The following is a 16,167-nucleotide window of genomic DNA, read 5'->3' as shown; positions in this document are numbered from 1 at the left end:
GATCATCCAATTGCAATACAAGCCGCGCGGCTTATCAACGGCGTCAGTCGCCGCCGGTCTCGCCGCGCAGATGCTCGCCCCTGATCCAGCGCACGGTGCCCGAGCTGGCGCGCATGACAACGCTCTGGGTGGTCATCTTGCCGCCCTTGAAGTGCTTGACGCCGTCGAGCAGCGAGCCGTTGGTGACGCCGGTCGCCGCGAAGATGCAGTCGCCCTTGGCCAGTTCGCCCAGGGTATAGATCTTGTCGAGATCCTCGATGCCCCACTTGCGCGCGCGGGCGCGCTCGTCATCGTTGCGGAACAGCAGGCGGCCCTGGATCTGGCCGCCCACGCAGCGCAGCGCCGCCGCGGCGAGCACGCCCTCGGGCGCGCCGCCCGATCCCATGTAGATGTCGATCGTGGTGTTCTCGTCGGTCACCGCGATCACGCCGGCGACGTCGCCGTCGGGAATGAGCTGGATGCCGCAACCGATGCCGCGCAGTTCCTCGATGAGATCGGCGTGACGCGGGCGATCGAGCACGCAGACGATGATCTCGCTGGGCTCGACGCCCTTGGCCTTGGCCACCGCCTGGACGTTCTCGGTGGGCGACTTCGACAAGTCGATCACGCCTTCGGGATAGCCGGGGCCGACCGCGAGCTTCTCCATATAGACGTCGGGCGCGTTGAGCAGGCAGCCTTCCTCGGCCGCGGCAAGCACCGCGAGCGCGTTCGGGCCGGCCTTGGCGGTGATCGTCGTGCCTTCGAGCGGATCGAGCGCGATGTCGATCTTGGGCCCGCTGCCGATCGCGCCGCCGACCTTCTCGCCGATGAACAGCATCGGCGCCTCGTCGCGCTCGCCTTCGCCGATCACGACGGTGCCGTCGATCTCGAGTTCGTCAAAGGCCTTGCGCATCGCTTCGACCGCTGCATGATCGGCCGCCTTCTCGTCGCCGCGTCCGATGAGGTGTGATGCGGCGATCGCGGCGGCTTCCGTGACCCGAACCATTTCGAGGACGAGAACGCGATCGAGTACCTTGCTTGCTGGAGTCGAGCTATTGGTCATGTTCAGTCCGGATTAAGCGGCGGAAGGAAGGTTCGACGCCAGCGCTTAGACAGGGGAAATGAAATTGTCGAGAAGCTGCGCGGTTTTCATTGCCGCCTCTGCCGCCGCCCTGGCCGTTTCGGGCACCGCCCACGCTCAGGAAGCCGCCAGGAGCGACAGCGAAATCGCCGAAATGATGTTGCGCTCGCAGAGCGCCTATTCGACCCAGCGCTCGCGCGCGCAGTGCTACGAGCGCGCCGCGAGCGGCGAGATCGTGGTCTGCGCGCAGGACGACAGCAAGTTCCGCGCGAAGTCGACGAGCGAGGTCGATCCGCTCTCCTCGCAGGCGCTCGATGACGGATCGATCCGCCCGCCCGACCTCGAGCCGAAGTATCCCGGGGTGACCGCCGCGCGCGGCTGCTTCGTGCCGCCTTGTCCGAAGGGCCCGGCCTACTTCGTCGATCTCGAATCGATTCCCGAGGCGCCCGCCGGCTCCGACGCCGACCTCATCGCCCGGGGCGTGAAACGCGGGGACTGAGCACTGCGAGTCCTCGTCGATCGCCAAACCGGCAAAGCGGCCCCCGCCTCAGGTGCCGATGATCGTGAGCACCAGCGGCGGGGCGGTCAGGCTGTCGGAGCCTTCGAGCACGCGCAGTGCCTCGTCGACCGCCGATTCGGGGCCTTCGTGAGTCACGAGCGCGAGCATGACTTCGCCGGTCTGGTCGTCGCGCGCCTTCTGGATCATGCTCTCGATCGAGACCGAGGCGTCGCGCATGGCCGCGGTGATGTCGGCAAGCACGCCAGGGCGGTCGGGCACGATGAAGCGGATATAGGCCCGCCCGCGCCGCATGCCGCTGTCCGCCGGCGCCATCTCGCGCAGCTCGGCCGCCGGCATCGAGAAGCCCACGCCCCATTCGCCGCGCGCGATGTCGATCAGGTCGGCGACGACCGCGCTCGCGGTCGGACCGTCGCCCGCGCCGGGACCCTGGAACAGCAGCCGGCCCATGAAGTTACCCTCGGCGACGACCGCGTTGGTCGCGCCGTCGACGTGCGCCAGCGGGTGGTCGACCGGCACGAGATGCGGGCGCACGCGCTGGAACAGACCAGGCACGCCCACGCGCGAGCCCGCTTCGGCGAGCCCGATCAGGCGAATGACGTAGCCGAGCGCGCGCGCCTGCTCGATGTCGACCGACATGATTCGCGAAATGCCGCTGGTCTCGACAGCATCGAAGCGCAACTGCGTGCCGAACGCGATCGACGCGAGAATCGACAGCTTGTGCGCGGCATCGATCCCCTCGACGTCGAAGGTGGGATCGGCCTCGGCGTAGCCGAGCCGCTGCGCCTCGGCGAGCACGTCGCCGAAAGCGGCCCCGGTATCTTCCATCTGCGAGAGGATGTAATTGCAGGTGCCGTTGAGGATTCCATAGACGCGGTCGATCTGGTTGGCCGCCGCGCCCTCGCTCAGCCCCTTGATCACCGGAATGCCGCCCGCGACCGCCGCCTCGAACTTGAGCGCGACGTCGGCGTCCTCGGCCGCGGCGGCGAGTTCGAGCCCGTGGTGCGCGATCATCGCCTTGTTCGCCGTGACCAGCGACTTGCCCGCCGCGATCGTGTTGCGCGCCAGCGTGAGCGCCGGACCGTCCGACCCGCCCACGAGTTCGACAACGACGTCGACGTCCTCGCGCTGGCCGAGCTTGGTGGGATCGTCGTCCCACACGTAGGACGACAGGTCGACGCCGCGATCCTTGCTGCGGTCGCGTGCGCTCACCGCGGTGATGCGAATCGGCCTGCGCGCCCGCCTGGCGATCAATTCCGAATTGGTCTCGATCAGCCGGATCACTCCGGAGCCGACGGTCCCGAGCCCTGCGAGCGCGATTCTGAGCGGTTCAGCCATGTCATTCCTTTCCGGCAGCGCGCCCTAGGCGAGCGGTCGGCGAAAGGCCAGAGGCTTCGCACGGGCCCGCGAGAACTGCGGCGGCCCCCCGGCCGCGGGCCGGCGGCCGTCAGTTCATCGTGCGCTGGCAGGGCCCGAGCGCGCGCATCACCGTGCGATAGTCCTCTTCGGCCTGGCGTCGCGCCGTCACGCCTTGCGAAAGATTGGCCCCCGGCGGCGGCGTGGCGGGCAGGAAGCACGCGAGGCGATACCATTCGAGCGTCCCTGGCTTCGGCGGATTGGCGACGTCGGCGACGAGCTCGGAAAAGGACACGCCCCAGCGCGGCGCCTGCCCCGGCTCGTGGCGGACCGTGATCGAGGCCGCCGAACGGTCCTCGGTCGAAAGGAACATCTGCGTTTCGCCCTCGCCCGCGAGCGTGCCCGGCACGTAGAGCATCTCGCGCAGGCCCGTGATCTTCGCCGGGGCGTCGAGGGACAGCAGCGCCGTGAGCAGAGCGCGCACGCGCTGTTCGTTGGCGGGAGTCGCGGGAAGCTGTGCGCCCGGCTTGATCAACTGCACCTCACCGTGCCGTCCCGGAACGGGACGCGCGAAGAGCAGGACGCTGGTCTTCTTGATCGACGGGCCCTTGCCGCGCTCGTCGAGGGGAAGGTCGACGAGATAGGCAAGGGATTCGCCGATCGGAGCATTGCCCGCGAGCAGCGCCTCGGTCCGCGCCTCGACGTAGAATCGCCCCGTTCCGGGCGCGAGCCCAGGCGCGCGCTCATTCCTCACCCTGATTGCCTTGCGGACGTTCGCCTTGATTACCAGCGGCGCCGAATCGGCCAGATCCACGAGGTCCGCATAAGTGGGCCCGGACGCCGCCGGAGCCACCGGTTGCGCCGCCACGACCGGCGCGACGAGCGCGCCGCAAGCTATCAAGATCAGGGCCCGCTTGCGCCTTGCTGATGGCATTCCCAAATTCTCCTAAGCATCGCTATGACCGCGTATTACCGCGTCGGGCAATCAGCTCAAAATCACGCCTCGCTCATTCCACTGCGGCGCGTCTGAATCATTGGTTAACCCCCGAAAGGGCGATAAGGCGTTGCACGGTTGCGATGCCCTCGCTAAGGATTGCGCCAAATCGGGGTGACACAACGATAAGCGCCCCACGTTTTGCCGAGTGGCGCCAGCTATCTCCAAGGCAATTCGTCAGCCGTCAGGGTGGACAAAAATGGGTTTCGTCATGGTCCTGACGCACCACGTCCGGATCGTGCGGTTCCGGGGCTTGCCCCGTGGCAGTTTAGTGATGGAGTGACGCGACTGAATGGCCTACGCTGACCAGAAGATGAGCGGCAACAAGCTTACCGCTTTCATAGTCGTTCTTCTGCTCCACGTCTTCCTGCTCTACGCGCTCGTCACCGGCCTCGCCTACGAAGCGGCGAAGAAGGTGATCAACAAGGTGACGACCGTCGACATCAAGGAAGAAGTGAAGAAGGAAGAACCGCCGCCCCCGCCGCCGGAGCAACCGAAGGTTGAGGCGCCGCCGCCGCCGGTCGCACCGCCCGTGAAGATCAACGTGGCAACCAAGCCGCCGCCAATCAACACGGTCTCCGTTGCACCGCCGCCGGCGCCCGTGATCGCGTTGCCGGCCGCGCCGGTTGCGCCGCCTCCGGCTCCGCCGCCCCCGAAGGGGCCGACGCGTGCGCCCGAGCCGCGCAACAACCCCGGCGACTGGGCGACCACCAACGACTATCCTTCGCGCGCCCTGCGCGAGGAGCGTGCCGGAACCACCGGGTTCCGCGTCACGGTCGGGACGAACGGGCGCGTCGTCGATTGCGTCATCACGAGTTCGAGCGGCCACGCCGACCTTGATGAAGCGACGTGCAAGAACGTGTCTCGCCGCGCGCGTTTCAAGCCTGCGCTTGAGAACGGCCAGGAAGTCCAAAGCACATACTCGAACCGGATCCGATGGGTGATTCCGGATTGATCTCTCTGGAGGCTGTCCGGTCCGGGGCAGCCTCCCGTTCTGCTACCTTTTCTTGAGAGGACCTATCGCATGCTTATCGTAGAAATCCTTGCCGCCGCCGCCGAAGGCGCGCCGCAGAACAAATTCGGTTTCGCCGAAGCACTCGAACAGGGCGGCTTCATCGCCTATGCCACGGTCATCATCCTGGGCATCATGTCCTTCGGATCGTTCTACATCCTGTTCACCAAGTGGTTCGAACAGTCGAAGATCCTGCGCCAGTACGGCGCCACCCGCACGAGCCTGTGGAAGGCCCCGACGCTGCGCGAAGGCGCCACCAAGCTCGACAAGAACAGCGCCTGGCGCCAGATCGTCGACGACGGTCTCGCCGCCGAGGAGCAGCACGCCAAGATGACCGACGCGCTCGAGGCCCACGACTGGATGCACAGCTCGCTGGCCCGCTCGGAAGCGACCATCAACGCGCGTCTCGCTTCGGGTCTGCCGTTTCTCGCCACCGTCGGCGCGACCGCGCCGTTCATCGGCCTGTTCGGTACCGTCGTCGGCATCTACCGCGCGCTGATCGCGATCGGTCTCGCCGGTTCGGCCTCGATCGACAAGGTCGCGGGTCCGGTCGGTGAGGCGCTCATCATGACCGCGCTCGGCCTGCTCGTCGCGGTTCCCGCGGTGCTCGCCTACAACTACCTGCAGAGCCGCAACAAGCGCATCGCCGAGCTGCTCACCGGTTTCTCGAGCGAAGTGCTGGCCAACATCACCTCGCGCGGCGCCGTCAAGCCCGCCGTCGCGACGGCGCCGGCTCCGGCCGCCAAGAAGCCTGCTGCTGCTCCGGCCAAGCCGGCCGCTCCCGCGAAGCCGTAAGGTAGCACGAGCGCCGGCCGGGATTCCGCCCGGACGGCGCTGGGGTTCAAAGCGGCGGGCCGAGCATGCGTGCCCGTCGCCCTCTCCCCGGACTGGTTTCCAAGAATTAGGATACTACGACTATGGCGATATCCACGGGCGGGGGCGGTGACGAAACACCGATGTCCGACATCAACACGACGCCGCTCGTCGACGTCATGCTGGTGCTCCTCATCATCTTCCTCATCGCGGTCCCCGTCGCGATTCAGACGATCGAGAAGCTGCGCATCCCGATCATCGAATCCGTCGAATCGAAGGACAAGGTGGAAAACCTGCTGCTGACGGTCACCACGACCGACGACGCAGGCCGCAGCGCCGGCGAGCCTGGTTATGCAGGTGCCTCGCGCAACGGCGAATGCCGCGTCTATTTCAACAACGTCACCCCGGTCGATGCCGAGGAACTGCGCGATCAGGCGTTCAAGCGGCTCGATGCCATCGTCAAGCGCGAAGGCGGCCCCGAGGCCCTCAAGGCCAATCCGGACGCCATTCCGCAGGTGCACATTCGCGGTGACGTCGACGCGCCGTGGCGCTGCGTCGCGGGCGCCATCTACAACGTGCAGATCTCGGGCTACCCGACCGTCGGCTTCATCTCGAATCCGGTCGATCCGAACGGCTGACACGGACTAGGTTACAGGAGTACTCCCCATGGCAATGTCAGGCGGCAAGGATGATGGCGCCCCGATGATGGAGATGAACACGACGCCGTTGATCGACGTCATGCTCGTTCTTCTCATCATGTTCATCATCACCATCCCGGTCGCGACCCACTCGATCGACATCGACCTTCCGGTGGCCAATCCCCCGGATACGCCGCCTCCGCCGGTGGATCCGATCAAGAACAAGGTCGTCCTCACTCCGGACAACCAGATTCTGTGGAACGGCAACCCGATCGACGGACCGACGCTTCTGTCGCTCCTCCAGGAATCGCTGACCTATCCGGTCGAGCCCGAACTTCAGTTCCAGCCCGATCCGCAGGCGAGCTACGATCTCTCGGCGAAGACCCTGAACGTGATCAAGAAGTCGAACGTCACCAAGTTCGGCTTCGTCGGCAACGAACAGTTCGCGCAGTTCGACAAGTAGTCGCAGGCGAGCGAACGAGACGCGAAAGGGGCGGAGCGATCCGCCCCTTTTTTGTTGCCCGGCGTCCGCGCCGAGCACGGTATCAGGCGTCCGCCTCGTCATCGCGCGAATCGGTGCGCATCGCCATCGAGGCGAGGCTCTCCGCCTCGATCAGCAATTCGTCGTCCGCCGCGCCCGAGGGCAGCGTCTCGCGACCGATGATCGAGAGCACCGGGACCGAAAGCGGACTGATCCGCTCGAGCCTGACATGGTCGACCTCGCGCGCCGCCCGGTCGAGCACGTCGCCCACGCGCGCGACGTCGGTCATCCGCGCGCGCGCGTCGGCCCAGGCCGCTTGGATCAGCACATGGTCGGGTTCGTACTTGCGCAGGACGTCGTAGATCAGGTCGGTCGAGAAGGTCACTTGCCGCCCGGTCTTGCGCTTGCCCGGATGCTGCCGTTCGACCAGCCCGGAGATCACCGCCACCTCGCGGAACGCGCGGCGCAGCAGATACGATTGCTCCACCCAGTCGACGAACTCGTGCGTGAGGATGTCGGGCGAAAGCAGCGCCGCGGGCTCATCGACCGGCTTGAGCCCCCACACCGCGAGCGCGTAGTCGGTGGCGACGAAGCCCAGCGGCCCCAGCCCGCGATCCTCCATCCGCCGCGTGATCAGCATCCCGAGCGACTGGTTCGCGTTCCACCCCTCGAACGTGTAGTAGGTCGTATAGGCCAGGTCGCGGTGCGGGAAGCTTTCGACCAGCAGCCGCCCCGGCGCGGGCAGGTGCGAGCGCCAGGCCTGCACTTCGAGCCACTCACGCACGTCGTCCGGAAACCGGCCCCACCCGGCGCGATCCGCCAGCATCGCGCGCACCCGGTCCGCAAGGCGGGTCGAGATCGGCAACCGCTGGCCCGAATAGCTCGGGATCGAGGCCGAGCGCTTGGCCGCGCGCACGACCAGTTCGAGATCGCGCAGCGCCTCGACCTCCAGGTCCATCCCGGCGAAGCGGAACGTGTCGCCCGGCTTGAGGCTGGCGCCGAACATCTCCTCGACCTTGCCCAGCGAGCGGCCGTTGCGGAAGCGCACGTCGAGCATCTCGTTGTCGACGATGATCCCGGCGTTGAGCCGGTGCCGCGCGGCATGTTCGGGATGCGCCAGCCGCCACGAGCCGTCGCGGTCGCGCACGATTCGCCGGAACTTGTCGTAGGAGCGCAGCGCATAGCCCCCCGTGGCGACGAAATCGAGCACGCGCGCGAAGACCGTCTCGTCGACCCAGGCATAGGCAAGCGAGGAGCGGATTTCGCGAAGCAGCGCGTCCTCGCGGAACGGCCCGGAGCAGGCGCAGCCCATGACGTGCTGGGCGAGCACGTCGAGCCCGCCGGGACGGAAATCCTCGCCGTCGCGCTGCCCCTCCTCGACCGCCTCGACGGCGGCGACGGCCTCGAGAAACTCGAAGCGGTTGCCCGGAACCAGCAGCGCCTTGCTCGGCTGGTCGAGCCGGTGATTGGCGCGCCCGATCCGCTGGAGCAGCCGCGACGAACCCTTCGGCGCCCCCATCTGCACGACCAGGTCGATGTCGCCCCAGTCCACGCCGAGGTCGAGGCTCGCGGTGCAGACCAGCGCGCGCAGCTCGCCGCGCGCCATCGCCCCTTCGACCTTGCGCCGCGCCTCGCGCGACAAGGAGCCGTGGTGGATTCCGATCGGCAGGTTGTCTTCGTTCGCGTCCCACAGCCACTGGAAGATGTACTCCGCCAGAAAGCGGGTGTTGGTGAAGATCAGCGTCGTGCGATGCGCCTGGATCCGCGCGTAGAGCGCGGGGATCGCCCAGGTCGCGGCATGACCGCTCCAGGGGATGCGTTCCTCGTCCGGCAGCAGGATCGAGACCTCGGGGGGGGCACCCTCCTCGCCCTTTACCAGCGCCACCGCATCGAGATCGCCCCAGGGCGCGAGCCAGGCCCGATAGCTTTCGGGCGAAGCGACCGTCGCCGAGAGACCCGCGCGCCGCACGCCCGGCGCGATCGTCTCGAGCCGCGCCATCGCCAGCGCCAGCAGGTCACCCCGCTTGCCCGTGGCAAAGGCGTGGATCTCATCGATGACGATCCGCCTGAGCCCCGCGAAGAGCTGCGCGGCCTCGGGATAGCTGAGCAGGAGCGAGAGCGATTCGGGCGTCGTCAGCAGGATGTGCGGCGGCCGCGCGCGCTGGCGCGCCTTACGGTCGGACGGCGTGTCGCCACTGCGCGTCTCGATCCGGCAGGCGAGCCGCATCTCCGCGACCGGCGCCAGCAGATTGCGCTGCACGTCGGTCGCCAGCGCCTTGAGCGGCGAGACGTAGAGCGTGTGCAGACCCTCGGGCGGGGCCGCGCCGTCCAGCCGCGAAGGGCAGAAGTCCGCGAGCGTGGGCAAGAAGCCGGCAAGCGTCTTGCCCGCCCCGGTATCGGCGACGAGCAGCGCATGGAGCCCCTTGTCCGAGGCCGCGAGCATCTCCGCCTGATGGCGGCGCACCCGCCAGCCGCGCGAAGCGAACCAGTCAGCGATCTCGGGCGGCGTGGCGGTCATGATATGGCCGCTTGGCTACGCGCCGCGGACGCGCGGCGCAAGCCGCTCCGCAAGTGCCGAGAATGCCGCGAAAATCAACAAATGTTAGGTTGCGCCGACTCGTCGTCTGGTTGCGTTCAACCGGGGATCGACCAAGGCGCGCCATTCGTTTTACGAGTATCGGAAGGGCCAAGACGGGACAGGTCCCGGCCTCGGGACAAGCCCGCCCGTCCGCTTCCGGCAAGCGAATGGAGTACACCATGAACGATCGCGATCGTCAAAACCGCTATGACCGCAACCCGCGCGAAGGCGCCTACGACAGAGATTACCGCGGCGCTGCGCCGCGCCAGCAGAACCAGTTCGCCGAAGGAGTCCGGCAGCAGGGTTCCGGCGGACTGGACAATCGCGGCCAGATGGGCGGCACTTACGAAGACTATCGCGGACGAACGGGCGGTGCCTACGAGGGCGCCTACCTGCCGCCGCACCAATTGCAGGAGGATCGTCTGCGCGAGGACCAGCGCCGCGCCGCCGACTCCTATCGTGCCGAGCGAGACCGCCGCTACGACCGGGAGGCTGGACGCGGCTACGAGATCCCGACCTACAACGCCGACTACGGCAACCGCTATGCAAGCTTCACCAGCGAGGACCAGGGCGGGCGCGACTTCTACGCCCGGCAGGGCGGCGGCTACGGCGGCGCGTCCTCCGGCCTCGGCTATCGGCCCAGCTACGATACGTTCGGACGACGGCGATACGCCGAGGAAGACCGCGGCGCGCATGGCCGCCGCGACTATGATGACTGGCGCAGCTACGGCGAACGGCGCGGGTTCATCGACCGGGCGAGCGACGAAGTGGCAAGCTGGTTCGGTGACGAGGACGCCGCCCGGCGCCGGGAAATGGATCACAGCGGACGCGGTCCGGCAAACTACACGCGCTCCGACGAGCGCATCCGCGAGGACGTCAACGACCATCTGACGCGCGACTGGGCAATCGATGCCCGTCCCATTTCCGTAAGCGTCTCGGAAGGTGAAGTGACCCTCGACGGCACCGTCGACAGCCGCCGCGCCAAGCGCCGCGCCGAAGACATCACCGATGACGTTGCCGGCGTGCGGCACGTGCAGAACAACCTGCGCGTCAAGAACGTACGCGAAGGCACGCCCAGCATGCCCGAAAGCGGCCTCGGCGCCTCGGCCGCGATCAGCGACAGGAAGAACGCGAACACAGATCGCTGACCGACCGCTCGGTCGTCCTAAGCGGAGCGGGGCCACGCCCCGGGGTCTGCAACAGAAAAGGGAGCCGCGACGGGTGGCTCCCTTTTGTCGTCAGGCGCCGTCGTTCCGGGTCAGTGCGCGGCCTGCGGCCCGCGCGCCAGCCCCGACAGCGCGAGTTGCTCGTCGATCTGGCCCATCAGCCGCTCTAGCCCCGCCTCGGTATCGCTTTCGGCGCGCGCGACGAGCACGTCCTGCGTGTTCGAGGCACGCAAAAGCCACCAGCCGTCGTCGGTCGTGACACGCACGCCATCGATCGCATTGACTTGCGCGTCGGTGCCCGAGAGCCGCTCCTTCACTTCGTCAATCGCGGCGAACTTGCGGCTTTCGTCGACCTGGAAGCGCATTTCCGGAGTGTTGAGCATCGCCGGCATCGCTCCGCGCATTTCGGTGACCGACTTGCCCAGCCGCGCCGAGGCCGCGATCAGCCGCACCGCGGCGTAGAGCGCGTCGTCATAGCCGTAGTACTCGTGCGCGAAGAACACGTGCCCGCTCATCTCGCCAGCGAGCGGCGAACCGGTTTCCTTCATTTTGGACTTAATCAGCGAGTGACCGGTCTTCCACATCAGCGGCTCGCCGCCGTTCTGCGAAACCGTGTCGAACAGCGCGCGCGAGGCCTTCACGTCAGCAATGATCGTCGATCCCGGCAGGATTTTCAGCAAGTCCTCGGCGTAGATCATGAGGAGCTGATCGCCCCAGATCACCCGGCCCTCGCCGTCGATCGCCCCGATCCGATCCCCGTCGCCATCAAAGGCAACTCCGAAATCGAGATTCTTCGACGCGACCAGCGCCTTCAGGTCTGCGAGGTTCTTTTCCTCGGTAGGATCAGGATGATGATTGGGAAAAGTTCCGTCGACATCGGTGAACAGAAGGTGGTGTTCCCCCGGCAGTTTCGCCGCGAGCATCTCGAGCGCCGGCCCGGCGGCACCGTTGCCAGCGTCCCAGCCGATCTTGAGGCTGGAGAGCGCCTCGGAAGGGATTCCGCTGAGTCCTTGGACGAGACGGTCGACATAAGCGCCGAGCAGGTCGCGGGTCTCGAACGTACCGGCACCGTCATCCCAATCGCCTTCGGCCGCCATGGCGCCGAGCTTCTGGATATCCGCACCAAAGAACGGGCGGCCCCGAAATACCATCTTGAAGCCATTGTAATTGGGGGGATTGTGGCTGCCTGTTATCTGAATGCCGCCATCTACATCTTCGGCTGAGGCTTCCGCGTAATAGAGCATCGGCGTCGCCCCAAGGCCGATCCGCACCGCATCGACACCGCTGGCATTGAGCCCTTCGACCAGTGCTTCCTCGAGCACGGGCGAGCTTGTCCGCCCATCGTAGCCGACCGCGACCTTGCGCCCGCCGTCCCGGCGAATCAGCGTGCCGAACCCCCGCCCGATCGCACGGGCATCGTCGGGCCCGAGCGTTTCGCCGATAATGCCGCGGATGTCGTATTCCCGAAGGACAGTGGGGTGGAACGTGTAGCTCATTTTCACTCCTGCGATTCGACCGGAAGATTCGCGAGCAGCATATCGCGGGCTGCGTTGGCTTCATGCACCTTTTCGTTCGTTCCGCCCCGATCCGGATGCACCGAGGCGATGAGCCGCCGGTGCCCCTCGATGATCTCCTTGCGGCTCGCGCCGGGGCCCACGCCGAGCAACGCGCGGGCCTGCGCGAGCGCGAAGCTCTGCGGCGTCCGAGGCTTGGGCTGGAACGGCCAGCGGCCCACGACCAGCCGGTAGGCGCAGGCCGCCAGGACCAGCAGCCAGATGAGCTTTGCCATGGGTTGCGATCACGCTTCGGCGGCGAAAGCCAGATCCGGTTGCCGCGCCGAGGGCATCGGCAGGTTCAGCCCGGCGACGAGCTGGCGCAGTTCCTGGCGCGCGACGAGGTGGCTTGTGCCGAGATCGCCGAGATGGCCCTTGTCGAGCAGGGTCAGTCCGGACGGAAACAGCTCACGGAAGATCACGCGCTCGGACAATCCGCTGGCCACACGGAAGCCGACCCGGCGCGAAAGCTCGCGCAGCGCGCCGTCGAGACGGCGCATGTTGCGCGCCTCGATGTGCTGGACGCGGTTGCGCACCACGACCCAGTCCATCTCGCGCTTGCCGTCCTCGATCGTGCGCATGCCGCGCTTCTTGCGCGCTTCCCAGATGAGCTCCGCATAGAAAGACAGCCGCTTGACCCGGAAGGTCTCGCTTTCGACCTGGCCGATGAGGTCGAAGTCGATGAAGCTGTCGTTGAGCGGCGTGACCAGCGTATCGGCCGTGGCCGCGACATGGCGGGCGAGCGGATCGTCGCGTCCCGGCGTGTCGAAGATCAGGAAGTCGAAGCCGTCGGCGATCTCGTCCGAAAGCGCGTCGAGTTCCTCGGTGCTGTCGCCGTCATAGACCGCGAAGCGCGCGCCGGGCAGCGCGATCTCGCGCTTGCGCTCGGTCTCGACGCGGTTCTCGAGATAGCGGAACAGCGTGCGCTGCCGGTGGTCGAGGTCCACCGCGGCGACCGAAGCTCCCTGATAGGCGAGCGCGACCGCGACGTGGACCGCGGTGGTCGACTTGCCGGTGCCGCCCTTCTCGTTGGCGAATACGATTCGATGCGCTGTCACGACAGGCTAGTTCCTCGCGAATGGTTGTCCGCAGGCGTGGTCCGCGTCTAAGGGGGCCCCGCGCCGGTCACAGGCGTTTTATCGGAGCGGCTGGCGCCATGCAAACGATCGGGGAGCTTGATCCACTGCGCAGTGTCGTGGCGCGGATGCGCGAAAGCGGCCGCGTCGCGCTCGTCCCGACGATGGGGGCGCTGCACGAAGGCCATCTCACGCTGGTCCGCACCGCGCGCGCGGCGGCGGAACACGTAGTGGTCTCGATCTTCGTCAATCCGCTCCAGTTCGGCGCCGGCGAGGATCTCGATGCCTATCCGCGCCAGATCGAACGCGACTGCGCGCTGCTCGAAGCCGAAGGGGTCGACCTGCTCTGGATGCCCGACGTCGAGACCGTGTACCCGGCGGGCTTCGCGACCAGGATCTCGGTCTCGGGCGTGAGCGAGGGCCTTTGTGGCAAGTCGCGCCCCGGCCACTTCGACGGCGTCGCGACGGTCGTGTGCAAGCTGTTCAACCAGGTCGGGCCGGATCTCGCCTTCTTCGGCGAGAAGGACTGGCAACAGCTCGCGGTGATTCGCACGATGGCGCGCGATCTCGATCTCCGTCAGCCCCGCTTCGACCGGATCTTCGGCGTGCCCACCGTGCGCGAGGCGGACGGTCTCGCGATGAGCTCGCGCAACGCCTACCTTACCGCCGGGCAGCGGGCGCAGGCCGCCAGCCTGCCGCGCGAGATGCGCGCCGCCGCCGCCGCGATCGAGGCGGGCAAGGCGGTGCCCGGGGCGCTCGACGACCTGCACGGCGCGCTGGTTGCGGGCGGCTTCGCCTCGGTCGACTATGCCGAGCTGCGCGACGCCGAAACGCTCGCGCCGCTCGACGCGCTCGCCGGGCGGCCCGCCCGCCTGCTCGTCGCCGCGCGGATCGGCCGCGCCCGGCTCATCGACAACATCGCTGTCGGCCCGAACTGACCGCGCGCCGAAACGGCACAATACGCTGGTGGCAAATATCACAGATCAGGACGCTTCCGCCCAAGTCACGGCGCCTGTATGACTGCGCTCGTGGGAACCGCAGGAGCACCTGCGGAAAGTACAGAGGGAGCCACCACCATGAAGAAGTTCGTCTGCGCGCTCGCCGCGCTCGGAATTGCCTTATCGGGTGCCAGTGCGACCGCGGCCGACCGTTCGTCGGGCCGCAAGGCGCAGGACCGCGGCACGCAGAACATTCCGATCTGCGGCCGCAATCTCGGCACCGTCGCCATCGTCGAGCCCGACAACCAGTGGTGGCGCGAATACAATCTCGGCAGCCCCGAGGCGATCCTGCGCGTCTTCGTGCAGCGCTCGCGCTGCTTCACGCTGGTGAATCGCGGCCGCTCGCTCGAGAACAGGGCGATGGAACGCGCGCTCGCCGACAACGGTGAACTGCAGCGCGGCTCGAACATCGGGCGCGGGCAGGTGAAGGCGGCGGACTACTTCCTCCAGCCCGACATCGTCAGCGCCAACCGCAATTCGGGCGGCGGCGGCATCGGCGGCGTGCTCGGCGGTGTCGGCGGCTTCTTCGGCCGGGGCGTCGGCGCGATCGCGGGCGGCCTCAACATCAAGAAGGGCGAGGCGAACGTCACCCTGTCGGTGGTCAATGCCCGCACCACCGTCGAGGAAGCGCTGACCGAGGGCTATGCGCGCAAGTCGGACGTCAGCTTCGGCGCCGGCGGCGGCGGCTGGTTCGGCGGCACCTTCGGCGGCGTCGCCGGCGGCGGCTACCAGAACACCGAGATCGGCCAGGTCATCGTGCTGGCCTATCTCGACGCCTACACGCAGCTCGTCTCGCAGCTCGGCGGCCTGCCGAGCGACGCGTCGGCGGCAGCACCCGAGGCCGAGTAACCGGCCGACCCATCGCGAAAGACCGGCGGGCGGGAGCATGGCTTCCGCCCGTTCCGCGTCGGGGCAAGCGAGCCCCAGGCGCTTCTGGGGCTCGCCGGTCGATCCGCGCGGATCTTCAACGGCGGAAAGTCACAGACGCAGCACCAGGACGGCGCGCGTGCCGTCGCGACCGAGCAGCGGGAGCACCAGCAGGCACGCGAAGGGGCTCTGGGCCTCGGCATCGGGCGCGGGCGGCGTCACCAGCACCGGCACCGCCGACAGCCGGGCCTCGCCCATCGGGCCGACGTCGAGCGGCGGGGCGTTCGCTCCAAGCAGCGCATGCAGGCCCGCGCCGTTCTCGCAATAGCCCTGTTCGAAGCGGAAAGTGCCTTCGACCTGATCAGGCACCCAGACTTCGACGCGGTTAGCGATCGGCGAGTTCACGGCGGACAGGAACGTGAGTGCCCAGGCGCCGCGCCCACGCGAGGGCACGGGAATGCCGACGCCGCGATTGATCCCGACCTTGAGCGCGCCGTCGCGCCGCACGAACTGCTCGGCGCGGCCCAGGTCCTCCATCACCAGCGGCATTCCGCTGTCCCAGACGATGCCCGGCAGCCCGACCTTGGGCGAGAATTCGGTGTGCCTGGCGGCGAACTCGAACTTCTCGGCGCGGCCGAAGTAGCCGTCGTCCAGCGTCATCTGCGGCTCGCCCGGCGCGGCGTGCCAGACCTCGATCGCGCCGACGTGGTGTGCGTCGTTGCCGCAGAAGAACACGGTAACGGCGGTGAGATCGGCTCCGGCGAAGCTCGGCACCGCGACCGCGCAGGAGAGCCCGACCGAAAGCGCCGCGTCGCCGCGCTTGAAGTAGGAGTTGCCCAAATCCTTGAGCACGACCGGATGCCCCCTGGCCCAGGTCTTGCCCGGCAGGCCTTCGTCGTAAGCGAACTGCATGCCCCGGCTCACGCGCTCGAAGTAGTCCAGTTCGCCGTAGAAGCCCGATTTGAGCGAAAGGCGCGTGCGATCCGGTGTCGGAACCCAGATCTCGATCGCGCGAATGAACGTGTCGCGTGCCATGGTATCCTCTCGTCTTGCTGTTT

General features: G+C 67.5%; 16 protein-coding genes. 8 read left to right on the top strand and 8 right to left on the bottom strand.

Annotated elements, in window-relative coordinates:
* Positions 1-43 precede the first annotated feature (43 nt).
* Complete coding sequence (gene glpX, locus B2G71_RS12670) at positions 44-1,042, bottom strand: class II fructose-bisphosphatase (protein ID WP_098106293.1); 999 nt, start codon at positions 1,040-1,042, stop codon at positions 44-46.
* A gap of 58 nt (positions 1,043-1,100) precedes the next feature.
* On the opposite strand from glpX, the gene B2G71_RS12665 reads away from it, so the two are divergent.
* Entirely contained in the window at positions 1,101-1,559 is a 459-nt protein-coding gene (locus B2G71_RS12665; RefSeq protein ID WP_098106289.1) for a hypothetical protein, read from the top strand.
* Between the two features lie 48 nt (positions 1,560-1,607).
* Here the strand turns inward: B2G71_RS12665 and B2G71_RS12660 are convergent, their stop codons facing one another.
* A complete protein-coding gene (locus B2G71_RS12660) occupies positions 1,608-2,915 on the bottom strand; it encodes a homoserine dehydrogenase (protein ID WP_098106286.1) in 1,308 nt (435 codons plus the stop codon).
* Positions 2,916-3,024: 109 nt separating this feature from the next.
* Positions 3,025-3,867, bottom strand: a complete 843-nt coding sequence (locus B2G71_RS12655; RefSeq protein ID WP_098106282.1) for a hypothetical protein — start codon at positions 3,865-3,867, stop codon at positions 3,025-3,027.
* A 352-nt stretch (positions 3,868-4,219) separates the two neighbouring features.
* Between B2G71_RS12655 and B2G71_RS12650 the strand changes: the two genes are divergently transcribed.
* The 4 genes from B2G71_RS12650 (at position 4,220) to B2G71_RS12635 (ending at position 6,853) form a co-directional block, all read left to right on the top strand.
* Complete coding sequence (locus B2G71_RS12650; RefSeq protein ID WP_098106279.1) at positions 4,220-4,882, top strand: energy transducer TonB; 663 nt, start codon at positions 4,220-4,222, stop codon at positions 4,880-4,882.
* Between the two features lie 69 nt (positions 4,883-4,951).
* A complete protein-coding gene (locus B2G71_RS12645) occupies positions 4,952-5,734 on the top strand; it encodes a MotA/TolQ/ExbB proton channel family protein (RefSeq protein WP_098106277.1) in 783 nt (260 codons plus the stop codon).
* 122 nt (positions 5,735-5,856) lie between these two features.
* Positions 5,857-6,390 carry a biopolymer transporter ExbD gene (locus tag B2G71_RS12640; RefSeq protein ID WP_206049394.1) on the top strand — a complete coding sequence of 178 codons (534 nt, stop codon included), beginning with the start codon at positions 5,857-5,859 and terminating at the stop codon, positions 6,388-6,390.
* Positions 6,391-6,418: 28 nt separating this feature from the next.
* Positions 6,419-6,853, top strand: a complete 435-nt coding sequence (locus tag B2G71_RS12635) for a biopolymer transporter ExbD (RefSeq protein ID WP_098106275.1) — start codon at positions 6,419-6,421, stop codon at positions 6,851-6,853.
* Positions 6,854-6,935: 82 nt separating this feature from the next.
* On the opposite strand, the gene B2G71_RS12630 is transcribed toward B2G71_RS12635, so the two are convergent.
* Positions 6,936-9,389 (bottom strand): ligase-associated DNA damage response DEXH box helicase, encoded by a 2,454-nt coding sequence (locus tag B2G71_RS12630; RefSeq protein ID WP_098106272.1) that lies wholly within the window; start codon positions 9,387-9,389, stop codon positions 6,936-6,938.
* A 239-nt stretch (positions 9,390-9,628) separates the two neighbouring features.
* Here B2G71_RS12630 and B2G71_RS12625 point away from each other — a divergent pair, with 239 nt between their 5' ends.
* Positions 9,629-10,597 (top strand): BON domain-containing protein, encoded by a 969-nt coding sequence (locus B2G71_RS12625; protein WP_240530143.1) that lies wholly within the window; start codon positions 9,629-9,631, stop codon positions 10,595-10,597.
* 110 nt (positions 10,598-10,707) lie between these two features.
* Here the strand turns inward: B2G71_RS12625 and B2G71_RS12620 are convergent, their stop codons facing one another.
* The 3 genes from B2G71_RS12620 to B2G71_RS12610 are packed head-to-tail and all read right to left on the bottom strand — an operon-like array spanning position 10,708 to position 13,226.
* A complete protein-coding gene (locus B2G71_RS12620) occupies positions 10,708-12,111 on the bottom strand; it encodes a phosphomannomutase/phosphoglucomutase (RefSeq protein WP_098106268.1) in 1,404 nt (467 codons plus the stop codon).
* A 2-nt stretch (positions 12,112-12,113) separates the two neighbouring features.
* Positions 12,114-12,404: a molecular chaperone DnaJ gene (locus B2G71_RS12615; RefSeq protein ID WP_098106265.1), complete on the bottom strand. Its 291-nt coding sequence runs from the start codon at positions 12,402-12,404 to the stop codon at positions 12,114-12,116.
* Positions 12,405-12,413: 9 nt separating this feature from the next.
* The gene (locus B2G71_RS12610; protein WP_098106261.1) at positions 12,414-13,226 is read right to left on the bottom strand and encodes a division plane positioning ATPase MipZ; all 813 of its coding nucleotides are present in this window, start codon (positions 13,224-13,226) and stop codon (positions 12,414-12,416) included.
* 98 nt (positions 13,227-13,324) lie between these two features.
* Between B2G71_RS12610 and panC the strand changes: the two genes are divergently transcribed.
* On the top strand, positions 13,325-14,182 hold the full coding sequence (panC, locus tag B2G71_RS12605) for a pantoate--beta-alanine ligase (RefSeq protein ID WP_098106259.1): 858 nt from the start codon (positions 13,325-13,327) through the stop codon (positions 14,180-14,182).
* 138 nt (positions 14,183-14,320) lie between these two features.
* Entirely contained in the window at positions 14,321-15,091 is a 771-nt protein-coding gene (locus tag B2G71_RS12600; protein WP_098106256.1) for a CsgG/HfaB family protein, read from the top strand.
* A gap of 129 nt (positions 15,092-15,220) precedes the next feature.
* On the opposite strand, the gene B2G71_RS12595 is transcribed toward B2G71_RS12600, so the two are convergent.
* Complete coding sequence (locus tag B2G71_RS12595) at positions 15,221-16,144, bottom strand: GAF domain-containing protein (RefSeq protein ID WP_098106253.1); 924 nt, start codon at positions 16,142-16,144, stop codon at positions 15,221-15,223.
* Between the last annotated feature and the right edge of the window lie 23 nt (positions 16,145-16,167).

Source organism: Novosphingobium sp. PC22D (assembly GCF_002556635.1).
Taxonomy (GTDB): domain Bacteria; phylum Pseudomonadota; class Alphaproteobacteria; order Sphingomonadales; family Sphingomonadaceae; genus Novosphingobium.
Note: the sequence above shows the minus strand (reverse complement) of the source record. Positions and strands in the feature narration are given on the sequence as shown.

Bases quoted from the DNA above. Each gene is read 5' to 3' on its own strand.
- glpX (WP_098106293.1), bottom strand. From the start codon at position 1,042: ATGACCAATAGCTCGACTCCAGCAAGCAAGGTACTCGATCGCGTTCTC.
- B2G71_RS12665 (WP_098106289.1), top strand. From the start codon at position 1,101: ATGAAATTGTCGAGAAGCTGCGCGGTTTTCATTGCCGCCTCTGCCGCC.
- B2G71_RS12660 (WP_098106286.1), bottom strand. From the start codon at position 2,915: ATGGCTGAACCGCTCAGAATCGCGCTCGCAGGGCTCGGGACCGTCGGC.
- B2G71_RS12655 (WP_098106282.1), bottom strand. From the start codon at position 3,867: ATGCCATCAGCAAGGCGCAAGCGGGCCCTGATCTTGATAGCTTGCGGC.
- B2G71_RS12650 (WP_098106279.1), top strand. From the start codon at position 4,220: ATGGCCTACGCTGACCAGAAGATGAGCGGCAACAAGCTTACCGCTTTC.
- B2G71_RS12645 (WP_098106277.1), top strand. From the start codon at position 4,952: ATGCTTATCGTAGAAATCCTTGCCGCCGCCGCCGAAGGCGCGCCGCAG.
- B2G71_RS12640 (WP_206049394.1), top strand. From the start codon at position 5,857: ATGGCGATATCCACGGGCGGGGGCGGTGACGAAACACCGATGTCCGAC.
- B2G71_RS12635 (WP_098106275.1), top strand. From the start codon at position 6,419: ATGGCAATGTCAGGCGGCAAGGATGATGGCGCCCCGATGATGGAGATG.
- B2G71_RS12630 (WP_098106272.1), bottom strand. From the start codon at position 9,389: ATGACCGCCACGCCGCCCGAGATCGCTGACTGGTTCGCTTCGCGCGGC.
- B2G71_RS12625 (WP_240530143.1), top strand. From the start codon at position 9,629: ATGAACGATCGCGATCGTCAAAACCGCTATGACCGCAACCCGCGCGAA.
- B2G71_RS12620 (WP_098106268.1), bottom strand. From the start codon at position 12,111: ATGAGCTACACGTTCCACCCCACTGTCCTTCGGGAATACGACATCCGC.
- B2G71_RS12615 (WP_098106265.1), bottom strand. From the start codon at position 12,404: ATGGCAAAGCTCATCTGGCTGCTGGTCCTGGCGGCCTGCGCCTACCGG.
- panC (WP_098106259.1), top strand. From the start codon at position 13,325: ATGCAAACGATCGGGGAGCTTGATCCACTGCGCAGTGTCGTGGCGCGG.
- B2G71_RS12600 (WP_098106256.1), top strand. From the start codon at position 14,321: ATGAAGAAGTTCGTCTGCGCGCTCGCCGCGCTCGGAATTGCCTTATCG.
- B2G71_RS12595 (WP_098106253.1), bottom strand. From the start codon at position 16,144: ATGGCACGCGACACGTTCATTCGCGCGATCGAGATCTGGGTTCCGACA.